The sequence below is a fragment of the Planococcus sp. NCCP-2050 genome (genome assembly GCF_023708025.1).
Taxonomy (GTDB): domain Bacteria; phylum Bacillota; class Bacilli; order Bacillales_A; family Planococcaceae; genus Planococcus.
The window spans coordinates 817,952-834,163 of sequence record NZ_BRCX01000001.1 but is presented as its reverse complement, the minus strand read 5'-3'; the positions used below and the strand labels follow the sequence as shown (position 1 = coordinate 834,163).

Sequence of the window (16,212 nt, the reverse complement as noted above, 5' to 3'; positions counted from 1 at the left end):
TTGTTCTGAAGGAATCATGGTAAAATAAATATATTAAAAGAAGGCGGTGGTTTCCATAGGAACTATATCTTTGAATGACAAATACATTAAATCGTTTGTAGAAAAAGATGAACTGACGGCTTTACAAGATTTCATTGAAAACGCACATAAAAAAATTCATGAAGGTACGGGTGCAGGGGCTGATTACCTTGGGTGGCTGAACTGGCCATCAACTATGGATGAAGCAGAAATTTCCCGTATTGAAGAAACGGCATCAAAATTGCGCGAAGATGTGGAAGTTCTAGTTGTTATCGGAATTGGCGGATCGTATTTAGGCGCTAAAGCAGTGCAGGAATTGCTAAGTCCAGCGTTTGGCCGTAAAGGACTGGAAGTTGTTTATGCAGGCCAGCACATTAGCGGCAGATACCTTGAAGAATTGCTTGCTTATATTGAAGGCAAAAAAGTGGCTGTAAATGTTATTTCGAAGTCAGGAACAACGACAGAACCAGCAATTGCTTTCCGGAAGCTTAAGGCGTGGATGTATGAAGCGTATGGGGAAGAGGAAGCAGCTCGCCGCATTATCGTCACAACGGATGAATCGGCTGGGGCGCTTCGCAAAACGGCTGATGAGGCAGGATACGTTTCGTTCGTGATTCCAGGTGACATCGGCGGACGCTATTCTGTGTTAACCCCGGTAGGGCTGCTGCCTTTGGCGGCGGCTGGCGTAGATATCCGCGAGTTGCTAAACGGGGCCAAACAAGCGGAAGCGGACTTGATCTCCACCAATTTAGAGGAGAACGCAGCTTATTCTTATGCAGCTTATCGCCAAGTATTAAATGCACGCGGCTATTCCACTGAAGTAATGGCAAGTTTCGAACCTGTTATGGCAGGCATGAACGAATGGTGGAAGCAATTGTTTGGTGAAAGTGAAGGCAAACAAGGCAAAGGGATTTTCCCGGCATCGGTCATTTATTCGACGGATTTGCACTCGCTTGGCCAATACTTGCAAAACGGTCGCCGCATGTTATTCGAAACCATGGTCAGTTTTACGGAAGATCAGCAGCAAAGCCAAATTCCATTTGATGAAGAAAATGGAGACGGCTTGAATTATCTTGTGGATAAAACTTTGCATGAAGTGAATCAGCAGGCGCTAAATGCTACAGCTATGGCCCATCATGACGGAGGCGTGCCGATTTTGCAATTGGAGATTCCAAAACTGGATGCCTATCATACAGGATATTTACTGTATTTCTTCATGAAAGCTTGTGCCATGAGCGCTTACCTCTCAGGGGTCAACCCATTCGACCAACCCGGAGTCGAACAGTACAAACAAAACATGTTCCAGCTTCTTGGGAAACCGGGATACGAGAAATAAAAAAAAGAAAAAGCAGCTGCCTTTAAATTAGGCAGCTGCTTTTGGTTTTTATAAGATTAAGCTTGGAATTTGTTTTTAACGGACCAAGGCTCGGGAACACGGTGTTGCATAGCCACATCTTTGCGAATAGACCAAGGTTCAGGAACACGGTGTTGCATAGCCACGTCCTTGCGAATAGACCAAGGTTCAGGAACACGGTGTTGCATAGCCACATCTTTGCGAATAGACCAAGGTTCAGGAACACGGTGTTGCATAGCTACATCTTTGCGAATAGACCAAGGTTCAGGAACACGGTGTTGCATAGCAAAGTTCTGATGAACAGACCAAGGTTCAGGGACGCGGTGTTGCATAGCAAAGTTCTGATGAACAGACCAAGGTTCAGGAACGCGATGCTGCATAGCCACATCATTTTCGTTTGGGTTAATCAAGGAAGTAGCAGCAAGACTTGTGAAAACTAGTGTAGAAGCCAAGATTAATTTAGATAATTTCCTCATTGAATTCACTCCTATTTAATTGTAATAAGATTCTTATAAGCCAAACGGGAATTATTAAAGGCAAAAGACGAGTCTTTGTACCTTTCTTGATTATAGTATAGATTACCCAATAATCCATAATAATAACCAATTTCATAAAAATTATCATTAACGCTTAAACTTGGCAAAAAAGTATCAACTACTAAGGATTCAAATTGGTCATACTCACCATTTAAATAATGGGACAAACAGAAGAATTCCATAATAGCTTCTTTGAAAGCATGGTTAGTTGGTAAATCAAGATTGAGATGCTTCTCAACAACTATCTTTTTCCCTTTATTTTGCCATCGAACAGCTTCTTCAATATTTTTTAATTCAATATTACATTTTATAATCAAGCAATAACTTAATAAGATATCAGCAGTATATTCAGCAGGAACAAATTCTAATGCTGTAGTTACATGATGAATACTAGATTCGAAATTTTGAAATAAAAAATGTGAATAACCCACATTAAATTCTGTAGTAAATCTCAAAATATCAATTTCAAGTTTTCTGCCAATAGTTAATGCGTTTTTAAAGTGTTCTGTAGCTATCTTGAAATTACCAATACGTTGTTGTGTCATTGCTATATTTAAATGACACTCTACAATACGTTTTGGAACAAATTCTTGCTGATATATTTTTAGAGCTAAGTCTGTATATTTAAAGGCTAATTCAGTTTCCCAACATTGAGAAGAAGAAATACCGATGGAATAGTATAGATCTCCCAGCTCAGATGGAGAGGTAGTGGAAGGCGCAATTTTTTCAGCCATCAAGTAAGTTTTCAAAGCTGTTTCATGATCGTTTAAAATATAATGATAATTTCCATTGTATTTATGGAAGAGGTAAAATTGCTCTTGATTCATGAATTCTTTGAAGCGTTCCATCTCTTTTAATTTCAATTCTGCGGTATCTAGATCACCTATGACGATGAAGTACCGAATTTGTTGAATACTATATTCTAATTCAATATCTTCATTTACATGCAACAACGGATGATCTTTAATATCGGAATACTGCTCCATGATCTTTCCTTTGTTCTGAGGATGTACTAATGAAGATTTAAAATTTTTAACCAAAACTTTTCCGACTGGATTGTCTTTAGGGGCCAGAGGGATTTCGAGCTTTTTACACAATGCTTCTAAGTCAGCTAAAGAAGGTTCTTTTAAACCGGATTCTATTTTTTTTAATTCTCTAGGAGAGAGGATACCGGAAGCAACTTCCTCTAAGCTGATTTTTTTCTTTAATCGATGATACTTCAGGCGCAACCCAGTGTCCATTGATTCTCTCCTTTCCGTTTGAATGGGCAGAACTTCAAGCATCCATGTAGGAGAGTTTCTTTCCAGCTTTGACGTTGGTTCCGGGAAGTAATGCATAGAAAGATTGTTAAGTACTATAGTTTCCGCCTCCACAACTTATATTATACGAAAATGTAATATCTTTAATCCATGATATCATCAATTTTCAAAATATACTGCCTTTTTAATGCCTATTTTTTGTAAATTAAATAAAAAGGAAGAATGACCTAGGCATAAAATTATTAATTGGATGAAATGGTTAATATATCTAAAAATCTTTTTCTCGGCTTTTATAATAACATATTAAATAAATATTAAAATGATTAATTTCGCATTACATAAATTAAAATTAAAACTTTTTACTTCTTTTGTAGTGAAGAAATACCTGTAGAATATTCCTTCTAGTTTAAGGTGATGATGGGAAGGGGAAAGCAATAACAAACACATTAAAACAATTGATGGAGGTTTTGAGGATGGCTACTGATAAAAAAGTGTTAGCGGTTGTGTTTTCTGAAAATGATTTAATTCATAAACTTGAGGATCTTCAAAAAGATGGATATGAAGAAAAAGATCTTCATCTACTTGCACAGGATTCAGATCGTCTGGACGACATTGATAATGGAAGTGATATCGATGTACAGAAAGCGGGGTCTTTTAAAGATAAGTTCAAAGGCTTTATAACAGGTGAAGGCAGTGTACTCGGTGGTGTGAAATCTTTAGATCTTTCTGAGGAAGAAACGAAAAAGTATACAGCTGACTTAGCTAACGGTGGAATACTGATTTATGCAGACGAGCGTAAAGGCATTGAAGAGGTTATTGGAGAAAGCGCTTTTAAAGACAGAGAAGGAAATCCTGTGGAATCTTCAACAAATGAATTTGTAAATTCAGTAGACAATAATTTTGATGAACAAGAAGACCGGTTTGCTAGGGGAGAAACATTCCAGCAAGATCCAACCTTAATGAAAGAACCGCACCATGTTTCCTTCAGTACGCAACAGAAGCCGGAAATTGAAAAAGAGCGTGGGTCAATGACAGACGCTGAAAAACATTCCTCAAGCGATAAAAAATACAAATAGACGAAGATTCAAATAAAATCCACTTATCGTCTGAATGTTTCAGTACTCCTTTTTATCGGGTACATAAAACAATAAGACGTTTGACAGGAGGCTGAACTAGATGGAACCGACAGATCGAGAGTTTATCGTGCTGTATAGCCAAGAGGAAATGCGCAGCAAAATAGAGGAGCTCAAATCCCTCGGCTACCGTGAAGAAGATTTTCACGTATTGGTTGATGATGAAGCTGTTTTAAGCGCTGAAGATACAAGCCGTATCGATGTACACGAAACCGGTACGCTCGGAAATACATTTAAAACGATGTTTACTGGAAGAGACGCAGTCAGAGAAAAGCTAAAAAGTTTGGATCTGGAAGAGCGGCAAGTTGACCGTTATGAAGAAGAGTTAGAAAACGGAGCGATTTTACTGTATATGGACAAATCGCTATCGAAAGGAGATCGGGACACTATGGCCTTAAATGAAAAAGAAAACCATGGAAAAGACGAAATCTATACTTCTGAAGTTTCACGTGAAGAACAATATGGAGTGCCGGGATACCAGGATGAAGCAAAAGATTCGCGTGTCAAAGGAGAAAACATTCATCCTACGACGGGTTCAGAAACAGCGGATGAAAGCGAACCAAAAGAGAAACTGATGGAACATGAACCTGGAATTGCATCAGGTGAAGGCAGCGATCTTTTAGATCAGCATGACGGGGTTAATCGCAGGGAAGATGAACAGTCGCCTGGAGTGGATCCAAATTTAGGGCCAGCCCCTTTTGGCCGCGATTCGGAAGAAGAACATCTTTTAAACGATACTCCTCGCCGGGATGATTACGAAAATGAAAAGAATCCGAGAGATGGCCGTAAACTCCATGAAGACGTGGATAAAAAAACGGGAACTCCTCCAACACCTAGATTATTCTAAAAAAAGCAACCTCATTGTCTTAATGAGGTTGCTTTTTTGGTTTCATTTGATAAATGGCGATCCCAAGAATAGCTGCGATGACAGCAGGGGTTATCCATCCGATGCCTTGTGCATAGAAAGGAAGGAAACCGAGTCCCGCATCGGTGACTGCAAAGTGGATGCCCGCTGCTTTTAAACCATCCAAAATACTAATAACCCCTGTCACACTAAGCGCCATTATATACACAAATGGCTGCCTTCCAAAACTTCCGTCAATGAAGGATAACAGGACCAATACAATGGCGACTGGATAAATCATTAACAGGACTGGCAGTGACACGGAAATTAACTGAGTTAAGCCGATGTTCGCAATAATCGTGCTGAAACCGGCGAAAATAAATACATATATGACATATGAAAATTTAGGAAAGATTTTATTTAAAAATTGTGCAGTAGCAGATACCAAGCCAATGGAAGTTGTCAGGCAGGCAAAGATGATCGCTGCCGCTACAATAATTCCGCCGAATTCTCCGTATAGTACCCTAGAAGCCAAAGCGATAATGGTGCCGCCGTTATCGTGGAATCCAATTGCCTCAACACTTGTGACCCCGATATAACTTAAAGAAAGGTAGACTGCAGCAAGACCAGCCGCTGCAATAATCCCTGCAAATACAGTAGTTTTGAGAATGCTTTTCTTGTCTGTTACACCTTTTGCTTGAACGGATTGGATAATAACGATTCCAAATACGAGAGCGGCAATCGCGTCCATCGTTAAATAGCCTTGAAGAAAACTTTCAAAAAATGCTTCTGTTTGATAGTTGCCAACTGCTTCGCCAATTTGTCCTAAAGGAGTTATGAGGCTTTTAACAGCGAGTGAACCGATAATCAGGATTAAGATAGGCGTTAGTATTTTTCCGATTCGGTCAACCAGCTTAGTGGGATTTAAAGCAAATAGAACAGTTATTGTGAAAAAAATGACGCTGAATACGAGTAATGGCCAAAATGATTTCTCTAAAGTTGTGGGGAGAAAAGGAAATACCCCGATTTCAAAAGCGACAGTAGCGGTACGGGGAATCCCGAAAAATGGCCCGATGGCTAAGTAAACGACAAAAGTGAATAATAAGCCGAAATAGGGATGTACTCGCCCGGCAATTGTTTGCAGATCACCGCCGGCTTTAGCAATAGCTAATATGCCTAATAAAGGAAGGCCGACTCCGGTTAAAAGAAAGCCGAAAATCGCAATTCCAATATTCTCTCCTGCTAATTGTCCCAAATAAGGTGGGAAAATAATATTGCCGGCTCCTAAAAACAATGCAAATAGCATAAGGCCGACCGTAATGGACTCTTTTAGAGTAAGCGTTTTCTTTTGCATAATAGACTCCTTAATTTATCTGTTTGCATAGAAATCTATTATAGCTGAATTCAATAAGTTTTGAAAACTTAATCTAGAAGAAATACATAGGCAAATAAATTGGACTGACTGAAACTTTGGAAGCCTCATAATAAAAAGCCATTTCAATTAAAAATGAAATGGCTTTGCGCTTTTATGCTTTTACTAATGTGGTTAAAGTGTTTTGTGCAGTCTGCTGAACGCTGATGCACAAATCTTGTTCTGCCAAGCGCTTTAAAGTAGAAAGGGGAGTGATCGGATTTTCTGCTACCGCTTTTCGCACTTCAGCATGTTGATCCAGGGATAAGTCAACAAGTAATCCTACACAAGAAATCGATTTGGCTAGTTGGGCACGATCTTCAAATTCCATTTTCAGAACATCCGCTTCATCCCAAGGCGACCAGTCACGTAAACTTGCATAAAAATCGATATTGCTATCCATTGTTTAGGTTTCACTCCTATAGTGAATTATTTTTGATTTATAAGAATATTATATCACGTATTATTTAAAATGAAAGGAATTTAATAAGGTTAGGTGCTATATTAACTATTAATGCCAATTCATTAGCAGTGCCATATTTCTTAGAGGGCTACTCATTTTTTCTCTTATCTATTTCATATTACGTTCAAAATAGGTTATTTTGTATTATTTTACTGAAGTGCTATACGTTATTGAACTTTTGCATTTTACAGAACTGTATTTAATAGGCAATATTCTAAGAAGAATACTTCAAAAGAACCTTGTAACAAATATTTACATATAGTATATTGGGTTCAGGAAATTGAAAGGAATGTTTCTTTGAAAAAATTATCTTTTATTTTGTCTCTTATTGTTGTTTTGGCATTGGTTATTTCTTCACCGATTTTTAACACAAAAGCAGCTGGCAGCTTTACGGATGTAAACGACCGCTATAAAGAAGCCGTCGAGCACATGGTGGAGCAAAAGTATACAAAAGGAATCAGTGCAACTCAATACGGTACGGACAATCAAATCACTCGCTTAGATGCAGCCGTCATGATCGCAAAAGTTCTCGGTTTTAATGAATCTTCAGCGACTCCATCTGCCGGCTTTACCGATGTACCGGATAACCGGGCTTGGGCAGTCAACGCATTATTTAAAGCAGGCGTCATTAACGGAAAGACAGCAACTTCTTTCGGCAGCTATCAAAATATGACGCGTGGAGAAATGGCGATCGTCTTGTCTTCCGCTTATAAATTATCTGCAAGCTCGGATTCAATTCCATTTACCGATGTGAATCCGCGTTATGTGAGTGCGGTTGCAGCGCTTGTAGAAGCGAAAATAACGAACGGAAAAGGCCCGACTAAGTTCGGAACAAACGATAATATAACGCGTGGAGAATTTGCCATCTTCATATTTAAGGGAGATAATCTTTCGAAAGATTTGACCCCACCAGAAGTAATATCTGTGGATTGATATTTTTCTGAAATTTGCACTTTTAGTGGTTGTGATTAAGGATAGGTATGGTAAAATAGAAATTGTAATTAACCTGTTTTTACTATAAAAGTGCAATGGCTTGGTTGAAGCGAGAAAAGGAATCCACAATTTTATTTGTGGATTCCTTTTTTTGTCGAAAATTTAAATTATTGCTTATGAAAATATACTTTAGGGAGTTATTGGATGAAATTTAAAAAATTATTGACTGTTTCTTTGGCAGCCGGACTCTTATTATCGGTGCAAGTAAAGCCTGCAAATGCAGATATGCTGTCGCCCGGAGTAAATTATGTAAATGAAAGCAAAAGTGTATCTGGAAAAGCGCAACGCATCAATCGAATGACAATTAACATGAATACGCCTTATACAACAATCAATATGGGGATTTCGAATCCGTTTACAGCGCTGTCAACGACTTCAAGTCTAAGCCGCCTACATACGAAAGAACAAAATCACGTGATCGGCGCAATTAATGCTTCGCTTTTTACATTCGAATCGGGTCTGCCTACATATTTGTTAGCAGAAGGCAATAACATCGTTAATTTAGGTGCTGTTTCAACAAATTACAATGATTTCATGCATACCCCGGCAGCTTTCGGCGTCACTGCCGATAATAAAGCAAAAGTCGGGAAGTATAATCTTTCGTATAGTATCTCTCATCATGGGAGAAGTGAACAGCTAACTTCGCTAAATAGAGAACGGAATAATGGGGAAAGTATTTTGTATACTTCAAGTTGGCCGTATGAAACTACTAGAACTAATAGTACCGGTTTAGAAGTAGTCGTATCAACTGACAGTTCTGTAAATACTGGGCATGATTTTGGTGAAACAATTCAAGGTAAAGTTACAGCCATTCGTCCTTACGGTCAATTTACAAGTGCTACCATTCCTCAAAAAGGATATGTTATTTCAGCAGTGAAAAAAGAGGAAGTCGACAAAATTCGCGACTTGAAAGTCGGCGATGCAATCGGGTTGACAGTAGATGTAGAAAAACAATGGAAAGGCTCTAAATTCATGTTAGCAACAGGGCCGCTGCTTGTTCAAAATGGTGCTGTTGATTTATCAATCGATTTGAATAGCCCGCGAGTAACACAGCGGACGGCACGCACTGCAGTCGCAACAAATGCCGATGGTTCTAATGCTTATTTTGTCACAGTGGATAGTGGGGTGACAGGAAGTTCAGGCATGACCTTGACTGAATTTGCGAATTATTTGAAGTCGATAGGAGCTTATAATGCCATCAATCTGGATGGCGGCGGCTCTACTACAATGGTTGCCCGGAAGTACGGCGATATCTTGCCGACTTTGGTTAACCGGCCTTCTACAGGCTATGAACGCAAAGTTTCCGCTATTTTAGAAGCAGTTAGCACAGCTCCATACGGCGTTGGCACTTATGCAACAGCTTCACCAAAACAAGCTGGAAGCATTCCAGTAGATTCAACACTTGGATTTAAAGTGGATAAAGTCTTGGATCAATATTATAATACCTTGCCGATTGACCAAGCGAAATTGAAGTTGCTTTCAGTTTCTGGGGGCGTTGGCAAGATTGAAAATAACCAGTTTATCGCGGTTAAAGAAGGGGCAGGAAGCGTTTCTGCTAAATATGAAAATGCCGCAATTACTATTCCGGTCACCGTCATACCTAAAGTTTCAGATAAACCTGTAGCTTTGAGTGCATTAGATTCAACTAGTGGCTTATCTGCAGAAGCAGCCCGTGGTACGGCATCGATTTCTACAGAGAAAACAATTGCTTCAAAAGAGGGAAGCGGTTCGGTTAAATTAGCATATGATTTTACGTCTTATAAAGACGGAGTTTCAGCAGCTTATCTGAAATGGAATAGCCCTTACCAAATACCGAATCAGCCGAAACGGATCGGTGCATGGGTATACGGAGATGGCATGAATCATTGGCTCCGCGGTTCTTTGACCGATGCAAATGGCAAAGAAGTTGTAATTAATTTTACTGCAGAAGATAAATTGGATTGGGTGGGCTGGAAATATGTTGAAGCGAACATCCCGGCAACTGCTGCAGCACCTTTCAGTTTAAACCGAATCTACGTTGCGGAAACAAAATCAACGAAAAAGACAAAAGGTTCTGTATGGATCGACAGTATCCAAGCCCTTTATACACCAGCTAAAACTGTTCAAGAAAGTTTCGTTCCGGATCCGTCTGTACGCATTGAAAAAGCGGATAAAAATTTCACGGTAACATTTTCACAGCCGATGAATGCAGAATTTATTCATGGGAAGTATGTGTATGTTGAAGATCAATATGGCGTACGCCAAGCAGTAACTGTTAAAAAAGGTGCTGCACCGACCCAATTAGTAGTAGAAGCGCCTGCTGGCGGCTACAAGAGTGGACAGAATTATCAATTGGTCGTCACGCATTTCGTGCCAAACTCTTCTAATATCAAAATGGTGAAAGACCATATTACCGAATTTAAAATTCAATAAGAAAAAGCTCAGCATAGCGCTGAGCTTTTTCTTATGTTCTATTTTGGGACCCGAGCAGTCCATCTAGACAAATCAGGTTCTTGAATTTGAAGCATGTCTTTCGGGAAAATGAACGTCCAAGGTTTTGAAGTATTAGCTTTCACTTCAAGTTTATCAAGCTCGAACGATCCGGACACAATCTGCTGTCCATTTGCGTCTAATACTTCAAGCGGCAATTTCTCTAATTGGATATGTTGGGTATGCCCATTCCGTATAAATACAGAAGCGGCTAAATTACCTTCAGGAGTCAATTTTGACTGGAATCCAGTAATATTGACTTCTCTCGGATTTAAGGCAGGCAATTCTTTCACAATGGCGCTAAGCGCATTTTTTTGTTCTTCAGGCAGGGCGTCTTCCCAAGCAGGATCAAGATCTAAAGAGTGGGGAACTAGAGACTGGACATTAAATGCTAAAGTCCAGTTCTCAGCCGGCACTTCAAGAGTTTTGAGGTTCTCTTTATCGAATTGGAATACCCATGGGCGATTCGATAATGCCGGAATGGCGCCGAGTTTCGATAAATCGAATTCTTGTGCTGCAAGTACCTGGCTGTCTCCATCTAATAGAAGAAGTTCAGCTTTTCCTAAAGTCATCGGACGGTCTAAAGAAGAACGGAGGAATGCTTGGACATTCCAGTTTCCAGTTCTTTTATCCAGTTCAATATCAATGCCAGACAGCGACAATTGATCCTTTTTAAGCGGTTGTAAATCATTCGACAAGAATTTCAATACATATTCCTGTTCTTTGCTGATCTTCCAGTCAGGAGAAATGGAAAGCGAGGTATGAACATCGCCTTTGGTGTCTGTCTGAGAAGTACTGCCTTCTACGACCTCAGTTGAAGAAATAGTGGAATCAAGTCCGGTTTTTGTCGTCTTATTAAAAAATGAAAAAATACTCATTCCGTTGCCTCCTTATCTTCGCTTTCAAGCATGTGCAAAAAGCCCAGTAATTCTGATGCGATTGAATAACGGAGATTTTGGAAATTTCCTGCAAAGAGTTCTAATCCTTCACGCTGATAAATCCGCATCGGGTCTTCTTGTTGGTAAGAACGCAAACCAATGCCTTCTTTTAAATGAGACATGCTCTCTAAGTGTTTAACCCACATTTGGTCGATATAAGATTTCATGACAAATGGGATAGTGGCCATTACGCGTTCATTGTCCGCATAAGCTTCGATCAATTCATTGACGGAATCTAAGGCCGGTTTTACAGCTGCATCCACTTTTTTGCGTTTGTCCAATTTATCTGAGAGGCCCACTTCCGGGCCGAGCAATTGCTGCAGCGAATGTTCCAAATCGCGCAGATGGGCAGCTGTATAATCTTGGTCTTCCGGCAGCGATTCTGAAATGATGAAGTCCGCAGCATCAGCAACCATATCTTTTAAGAGGCGGGTATTTTCATTGCCGTCTAAAACGCGGTTGCGCAAACCATATACAATTTTCCGCTGTTCATTGATCACGTCATCCAATTTTAAATTGTATTCACGCATAGAGAAATGAGAGCCTTCTACAATGCGCTGAGTGCGATCTGTTAGTTCTTGTACATCTTTATTTGTAATTTCACCATTTTTGTCAGTGGTCATTTTCTTCATGAATTTTTCTGTTTCTTCTTTTGCAAAACGTTTAAACATATCGTCTTCCAAGGAAATGATAAATTCCGTCGAGCCTGGATCTCCTTGGCGGCCAGAGCGTCCGCGCAATTGATTGTCAATCCGGCGACTTTCGTGTTTTTCTGTACCAATGACATGAAGACCGCCAATAGAAGCAACGCCTTCACCAAGCACGATATCCGTTCCGCGGCCAGCCATGTTCGTAGCAACCGTAATGTGGTTCAATTGCCCAGCTTGGGAAATCAAATGAACTTCTTGCTCTACACTTTTAGCATTTAGCAATTGGAATTCAAGGTTTTCAGCTTTTAAATAGTCAGCGACCATTTCAGATTGCAAAATGGAAGTGGTCCCAACTAAGACGGGTTGGCCTGTTTTATGGCGTTCGCTTACTTGGCGAGCGACTTCTTTGTATTTCTGATCAGCTGTCTGGAAAACGCGATCCGGCAAATCAACCCGAGCCCGTGGATTGTTCGTCGGCACTTGGATGACCTCCATGCCGTAAACTTCCATGAATTCTTTTTCCTGCGTTTTTGCAGTGCCCGTCATGCCGGAAAGAATCGGGTACATGCGGAAGTAGTTTTGGATGGTGATCTGCGCTTGTGCTTTGTTTTCGTCTGTAATTTCCACTTTTTCTTTTGCTTCGATCGCTTGGTGGAGGCCATCTGATAAAGTCCGGCCTTCCATCGTACGTCCAGTGAACATATCAACAAGCATAATTTTATCGTCTTTGACGATATAATCGACGTCTCGTTGGAACATCACATGCGCACGAACTGCCATAATTACATAATGGTATAAGGTTTGATGTTCCAATTCATACAGATTATCGACGCCAAAAGCTTTTTCCACTTTTTCAATGCCTGTATCAGTCAACGAAGTTGCTTTCGTTTCAGCATCAAAATCGTAATCGACGCCTTCTTTAAAACGGGCAGCCAAAAGTGCGCTTATTTGATGGAGTTCTGCGCTTGCTTTTGCTTTTCCGGCAACGATCAAAGGCGTTTTAGCCTCATCGATCAATACGCTGTCGACTTCATCAATGATTGCGTAATGGTAGGGGCGCTGCACTTTATCTTCGTTTGTTCCCGCCATATTATCCCGCAAATAGTCAAATCCGAATTCTGTGCCGACTCCATAAGTAATATCGGCTTTATAGGCAGTTTGCTTTTCGTCTGTATCCATTAACGGAAGGTTTAAGCCGACAGTCAATCCAAGGAAGCGATGAATTTGGCCGATTTGATCAAAATCCCGCTGCGCCAAGTAATCATTGACGGTGATCACATGGACGCCTTTTCCTTCAAGCGCTCGTGTATAGGAGGGCAGGGAAGCGACTAAAGTTTTCCCTTCACCAGTAGGCATCTCGGCAATGTTTCCTTCAGCCAGTACGAGCCCGCCAAGCAATTGCACATCGAAATGGCGCATATTCAAAACACGCTTCGACGCTTCACGGACTACAGCAAATGCGTCAGGAATAATCTTTTCGATTTTCTTTCCATCAGCTAATTGTTCGCGGAAGGAAACGGTCATATTCTTTAATTCTTCATCGCTCATAGCTTGATAGTTTTCTTCCAAGCGATTTATTTCTTCAACAATCTTTTTGTATTTTTTAAGTTGTCTTAAGTTCGGTTTATTAGAACGCTTGAATAACGTTGCCATGCATAATAGTCTCCTTTATGTACATCCATTGCTACTTGATTATTTTATCAAACTTTACCAACAAACTCCACTTAACAAAAGTGAAACCTTTTGTATTTTCAGGCGTCTTATAGACCAGAGAAGCAATTGCACATACATAAATACTTTATTTCCTGTAGAGACATGCTATAATGAAATTGGATTTGTATGTTGAATTAGAAGTTTTAAGGAGGAAGGACATGCTATACCTTACTTTGGTTTTGGCATTTATCGCTTCAATCGTACTAACTCCCATTGTAAAGCGAATTGCCTTTCGCGTAGGAGCAGTCGATCGGCCTAACTATAGAAAAGTTCATGCGAGAATTATGCCGCGACTCGGCGGATTAGCAATATTCGGTTCGTTTGTCATCGGTTACTTTATTTTGCGGCCGGAAGAAACGGTCTCAAATGCAGTAGACGCATCATTTATCTCGATTTCAACAGCCATTTTAATCGGTGCAGTTATAATCACTGTTACCGGCGTATTGGATGATATGTTCGAAATCACTGCAAAAGCGAAGCTCTTGGGCCAATTGGCTGCAGCTGCCATCGTTGTAGTGGGTGGGGGACTTGAAATATCTTTCATCAACTTGCCATTCGGTGGAGAGTTGGATTTTGGTTATTTCAGTATTCCGTTGACGATTCTTTGGATCGTGGGTATAACAAATGCGATCAATTTGATTGATGGCCTTGATGGATTAGCAGCAGGAGTTTCAACCATTGCGTTGATTACACTGGCAATTATGGCCTTCATCATGGGTGACCCATTTGTTATGTCGTTGGCTGCAATTTTAGCTGCCAGTTCAATCGGCTTCCTTTTCTATAACTTCCATCCTGCGAAGATATTCATGGGTGATACCGGAGCCTTATTCCTCGGCTTCATGATTTCCGTATTAGCATTAATGGGCTTTAAAAACGTAACAGTAGTCGCTTTGATCATCCCGATCATCATGCTTGGCGTCCCAATCTCAGATACATTCTTTGCGATTGTCCGCCGAGTACGCGAGAAACAATCGATTTCAGCCGCAGATAAATCACATTTGCATCATTGCTTATTGAATATCGGGTTCTCGCACCGGCAGACTGTATTGATTATCTATGGCATAGCCGCATTATTCGGTTTAGCAGCTTTATTGTTCTCTCAAGCTACATTATGGGGAGGCATCCTGCTGCTCAGCGTGATGTTGATTGCCATTGAATTGTTTGTCGAAGTAGTTGGATTGGCAGGGAAGAATTACCGACCGCTGATCAATTTAGTGAAATTCATCGGAAAATAAATAAAGGCGCGATAGCAAATTGCTATCGCGCCTTTATTATTTTCTTCCAAAAGAAAAACCGCAGCTCAGCTGCGGTCAATAACCTTCTTCAACATTCGTACGTTCAGCTAGATTAGTGTCACTGTTGTCGGATAAACTCGATGTATCTGGTTTTAATCCTAAATGGCTTTGAAGAATATCTTGGACTTCAAGAAGGGATTCGTCATCCAACTGCCAATAATAGATTCCAGTTGACATATCATCGTATCCTTCTAAGGATAAAGTATCGATATCCGGTTTCCCGTTTTTCGCATATTCGAAAAATGACTGCATATCTCTGAAAGTTAGGTTCGTGCGCATATTGTCGCCAATTGCATCAATAACGGATCCATATTTTGTAATGGAAGTTGCTGATAAAGCTTTGTCCATGATGCTTTCGATCAACATCTGCTGGCGCTTGCCGCGCTCGATGTCATTGTCGTAATGGCGGGTTCTTGCAAGAGCAAGAGCTTCGCTGCCGTTCAATTCTTGTAATCCTTCTTTAAGAACGATTGCACCGTGTATATCATTTTCATCTTTTTCTTCTAAATCATAAGGTACTTCTGCTTCGATTCCACCTAACGAATCAACAACTTCGATAAATGCCTGGAAATCCATGCGAACATAATAATCGACTGGAACTTCCAATAACTCTTCTACACTTTCAATTGTGGAACTCGGTCCTTCAAGTGCATAAGCATGGGTGATTTTGTCTTCATGTCCAGCATCCGGAATATAAGTGTATGTGTCGCGCGGAATGCTGACGAGTTTAATCGATTTGTCTTCATTGTTTAAAGTGGCCAGAACTAAAGCATCCGAACGGATATTGTGGTCGTCTTGATCTCGCGCTTCGCTGTCATCTACACCGATAAAAAGAATCGATATATTATCATGCAGCGGTTCGACTTGTTCTTCCCTTAAATCAGACATTTCACGGTCGCCGGCGGTTTCAAAAGCTCTATCCGCCGCATTTTCGGCTTTCTTGACGAGGTAAATACCGAATGCGGATCCACATATGAGCAAAGATAAGGCCAATGTCACGATTATTTTAATCGCTGTCCGTTTTTTGCTCGATTTCGACTTGCGATAACTTTTACGGTTCATGGTTATAACTCCTCTAATTAGGAATGGGCTAACCGAGTATTCAATTCGGGTCGATCCAATCTTACTATGATAGT

Annotated in this window: 13 protein-coding genes; 6 read left to right on the top strand and 7 right to left on the bottom strand. The window is 40.4% G+C overall.

The features are described 5' to 3' along the window. Positions 1-55: 55 nt before the first annotated feature. On the top strand, positions 56-1,354 hold the full coding sequence (locus NFU07_RS04180) for a glucose-6-phosphate isomerase (RefSeq protein ID WP_397443716.1): 1,299 nt from the start codon (positions 56-58) through the stop codon (positions 1,352-1,354). A 56-nt stretch (positions 1,355-1,410) separates the two neighbouring features. Here NFU07_RS04180 and NFU07_RS04175 read toward each other — a convergent pair whose 3' ends face one another. Together NFU07_RS04175 and NFU07_RS04170 are read right to left on the bottom strand one after the other, a co-directional pair. Next, the gene (locus NFU07_RS04175; protein WP_251475148.1) at positions 1,411-1,848 is read right to left on the bottom strand and encodes a hypothetical protein; all 438 of its coding nucleotides are present in this window, start codon (positions 1,846-1,848) and stop codon (positions 1,411-1,413) included. 11 nt (positions 1,849-1,859) lie between these two features. Next, positions 1,860-3,149, bottom strand: coding sequence for a helix-turn-helix domain-containing protein (locus NFU07_RS04170; RefSeq protein ID WP_251475146.1), 1,290 nt, complete (start codon positions 3,147-3,149; stop codon positions 1,860-1,862). Between the two features lie 491 nt (positions 3,150-3,640). Here NFU07_RS04170 and NFU07_RS04165 point away from each other — a divergent pair, with 491 nt between their 5' ends. Together NFU07_RS04165 and NFU07_RS04160 are read left to right on the top strand one after the other, a co-directional pair. Then, a complete protein-coding gene (locus tag NFU07_RS04165) occupies positions 3,641-4,243 on the top strand; it encodes a YflT domain-containing protein (protein WP_251475143.1) in 603 nt (200 codons plus the stop codon). Positions 4,244-4,343: 100 nt separating this feature from the next. Then, positions 4,344-5,147: a YflT domain-containing protein gene (locus NFU07_RS04160; protein WP_251475142.1), complete on the top strand. Its 804-nt coding sequence runs from the start codon at positions 4,344-4,346 to the stop codon at positions 5,145-5,147. Between the two features lie 19 nt (positions 5,148-5,166). Here the strand turns inward: NFU07_RS04160 and brnQ are convergent, their stop codons facing one another. Beyond that, positions 5,167-6,498 (bottom strand): branched-chain amino acid transport system II carrier protein, encoded by a 1,332-nt coding sequence (gene brnQ / locus NFU07_RS04155; RefSeq protein ID WP_251475139.1) that lies wholly within the window; start codon positions 6,496-6,498, stop codon positions 5,167-5,169. A gap of 172 nt (positions 6,499-6,670) precedes the next feature. Then, the gene (locus tag NFU07_RS04150) at positions 6,671-6,958 is read right to left on the bottom strand and encodes a hypothetical protein (RefSeq protein ID WP_251475137.1); all 288 of its coding nucleotides are present in this window, start codon (positions 6,956-6,958) and stop codon (positions 6,671-6,673) included. A gap of 357 nt (positions 6,959-7,315) precedes the next feature. On the opposite strand from NFU07_RS04150, the gene NFU07_RS04145 reads away from it, so the two are divergent. Then, the gene (locus tag NFU07_RS04145; RefSeq protein ID WP_251475135.1) at positions 7,316-7,951 is read left to right on the top strand and encodes an S-layer homology domain-containing protein; all 636 of its coding nucleotides are present in this window, start codon (positions 7,316-7,318) and stop codon (positions 7,949-7,951) included. A 204-nt stretch (positions 7,952-8,155) separates the two neighbouring features. Beyond that, the gene (locus tag NFU07_RS04140; RefSeq protein WP_251475133.1) at positions 8,156-10,423 is read left to right on the top strand and encodes a phosphodiester glycosidase family protein; all 2,268 of its coding nucleotides are present in this window, start codon (positions 8,156-8,158) and stop codon (positions 10,421-10,423) included. A gap of 38 nt (positions 10,424-10,461) precedes the next feature. On the opposite strand, the gene NFU07_RS04135 is transcribed toward NFU07_RS04140, so the two are convergent. Together NFU07_RS04135 and secA2 are read right to left on the bottom strand one after the other, a co-directional pair. After that, entirely contained in the window at positions 10,462-11,358 is an 897-nt protein-coding gene (locus tag NFU07_RS04135) for an accessory Sec system S-layer assembly protein (RefSeq protein ID WP_251475130.1), read from the bottom strand. Further along, positions 11,355-13,721 carry an accessory Sec system translocase SecA2 gene (secA2, locus tag NFU07_RS04130; RefSeq protein WP_251475127.1) on the bottom strand — a complete coding sequence of 789 codons (2,367 nt, stop codon included), beginning with the start codon at positions 13,719-13,721 and terminating at the stop codon, positions 11,355-11,357. Before secA2 ends, NFU07_RS04135 begins: the two co-directional genes overlap by 4 nt. Before the next feature lie 218 nt (positions 13,722-13,939). Here secA2 and NFU07_RS04125 point away from each other — a divergent pair, with 218 nt between their 5' ends. After that, positions 13,940-15,016: a glycosyltransferase family 4 protein gene (locus tag NFU07_RS04125; RefSeq protein WP_251475124.1), complete on the top strand. Its 1,077-nt coding sequence runs from the start codon at positions 13,940-13,942 to the stop codon at positions 15,014-15,016. Positions 15,017-15,091: 75 nt separating this feature from the next. Here NFU07_RS04125 and NFU07_RS04120 read toward each other — a convergent pair whose 3' ends face one another. Further along, on the bottom strand, positions 15,092-16,138 hold the full coding sequence (locus NFU07_RS04120) for an LCP family protein (protein WP_251475121.1): 1,047 nt from the start codon (positions 16,136-16,138) through the stop codon (positions 15,092-15,094). Positions 16,139-16,212 lie beyond the last annotated feature (74 nt).

Bases quoted from the DNA above. Each gene is read 5' to 3' on its own strand.
- NFU07_RS04175 (WP_251475148.1), bottom strand. From the start codon at position 1,848: ATGAGGAAATTATCTAAATTAATCTTGGCTTCTACACTAGTTTTCACA.
- NFU07_RS04170 (WP_251475146.1), bottom strand. From the start codon at position 3,149: ATGGACACTGGGTTGCGCCTGAAGTATCATCGATTAAAGAAAAAAATC.
- NFU07_RS04165 (WP_251475143.1), top strand. From the start codon at position 3,641: ATGGCTACTGATAAAAAAGTGTTAGCGGTTGTGTTTTCTGAAAATGAT.
- NFU07_RS04160 (WP_251475142.1), top strand. From the start codon at position 4,344: ATGGAACCGACAGATCGAGAGTTTATCGTGCTGTATAGCCAAGAGGAA.
- brnQ (WP_251475139.1), bottom strand. From the start codon at position 6,498: ATGCAAAAGAAAACGCTTACTCTAAAAGAGTCCATTACGGTCGGCCTT.
- NFU07_RS04150 (WP_251475137.1), bottom strand. From the start codon at position 6,958: ATGGATAGCAATATCGATTTTTATGCAAGTTTACGTGACTGGTCGCCT.
- NFU07_RS04140 (WP_251475133.1), top strand. From the start codon at position 8,156: ATGAAATTTAAAAAATTATTGACTGTTTCTTTGGCAGCCGGACTCTTA.
- NFU07_RS04135 (WP_251475130.1), bottom strand. From the start codon at position 11,358: ATGAGTATTTTTTCATTTTTTAATAAGACGACAAAAACCGGACTTGAT.
- secA2 (WP_251475127.1), bottom strand. From the start codon at position 13,721: ATGGCAACGTTATTCAAGCGTTCTAATAAACCGAACTTAAGACAACTT.
- NFU07_RS04125 (WP_251475124.1), top strand. From the start codon at position 13,940: ATGCTATACCTTACTTTGGTTTTGGCATTTATCGCTTCAATCGTACTA.
- NFU07_RS04120 (WP_251475121.1), bottom strand. From the start codon at position 16,138: ATGAACCGTAAAAGTTATCGCAAGTCGAAATCGAGCAAAAAACGGACA.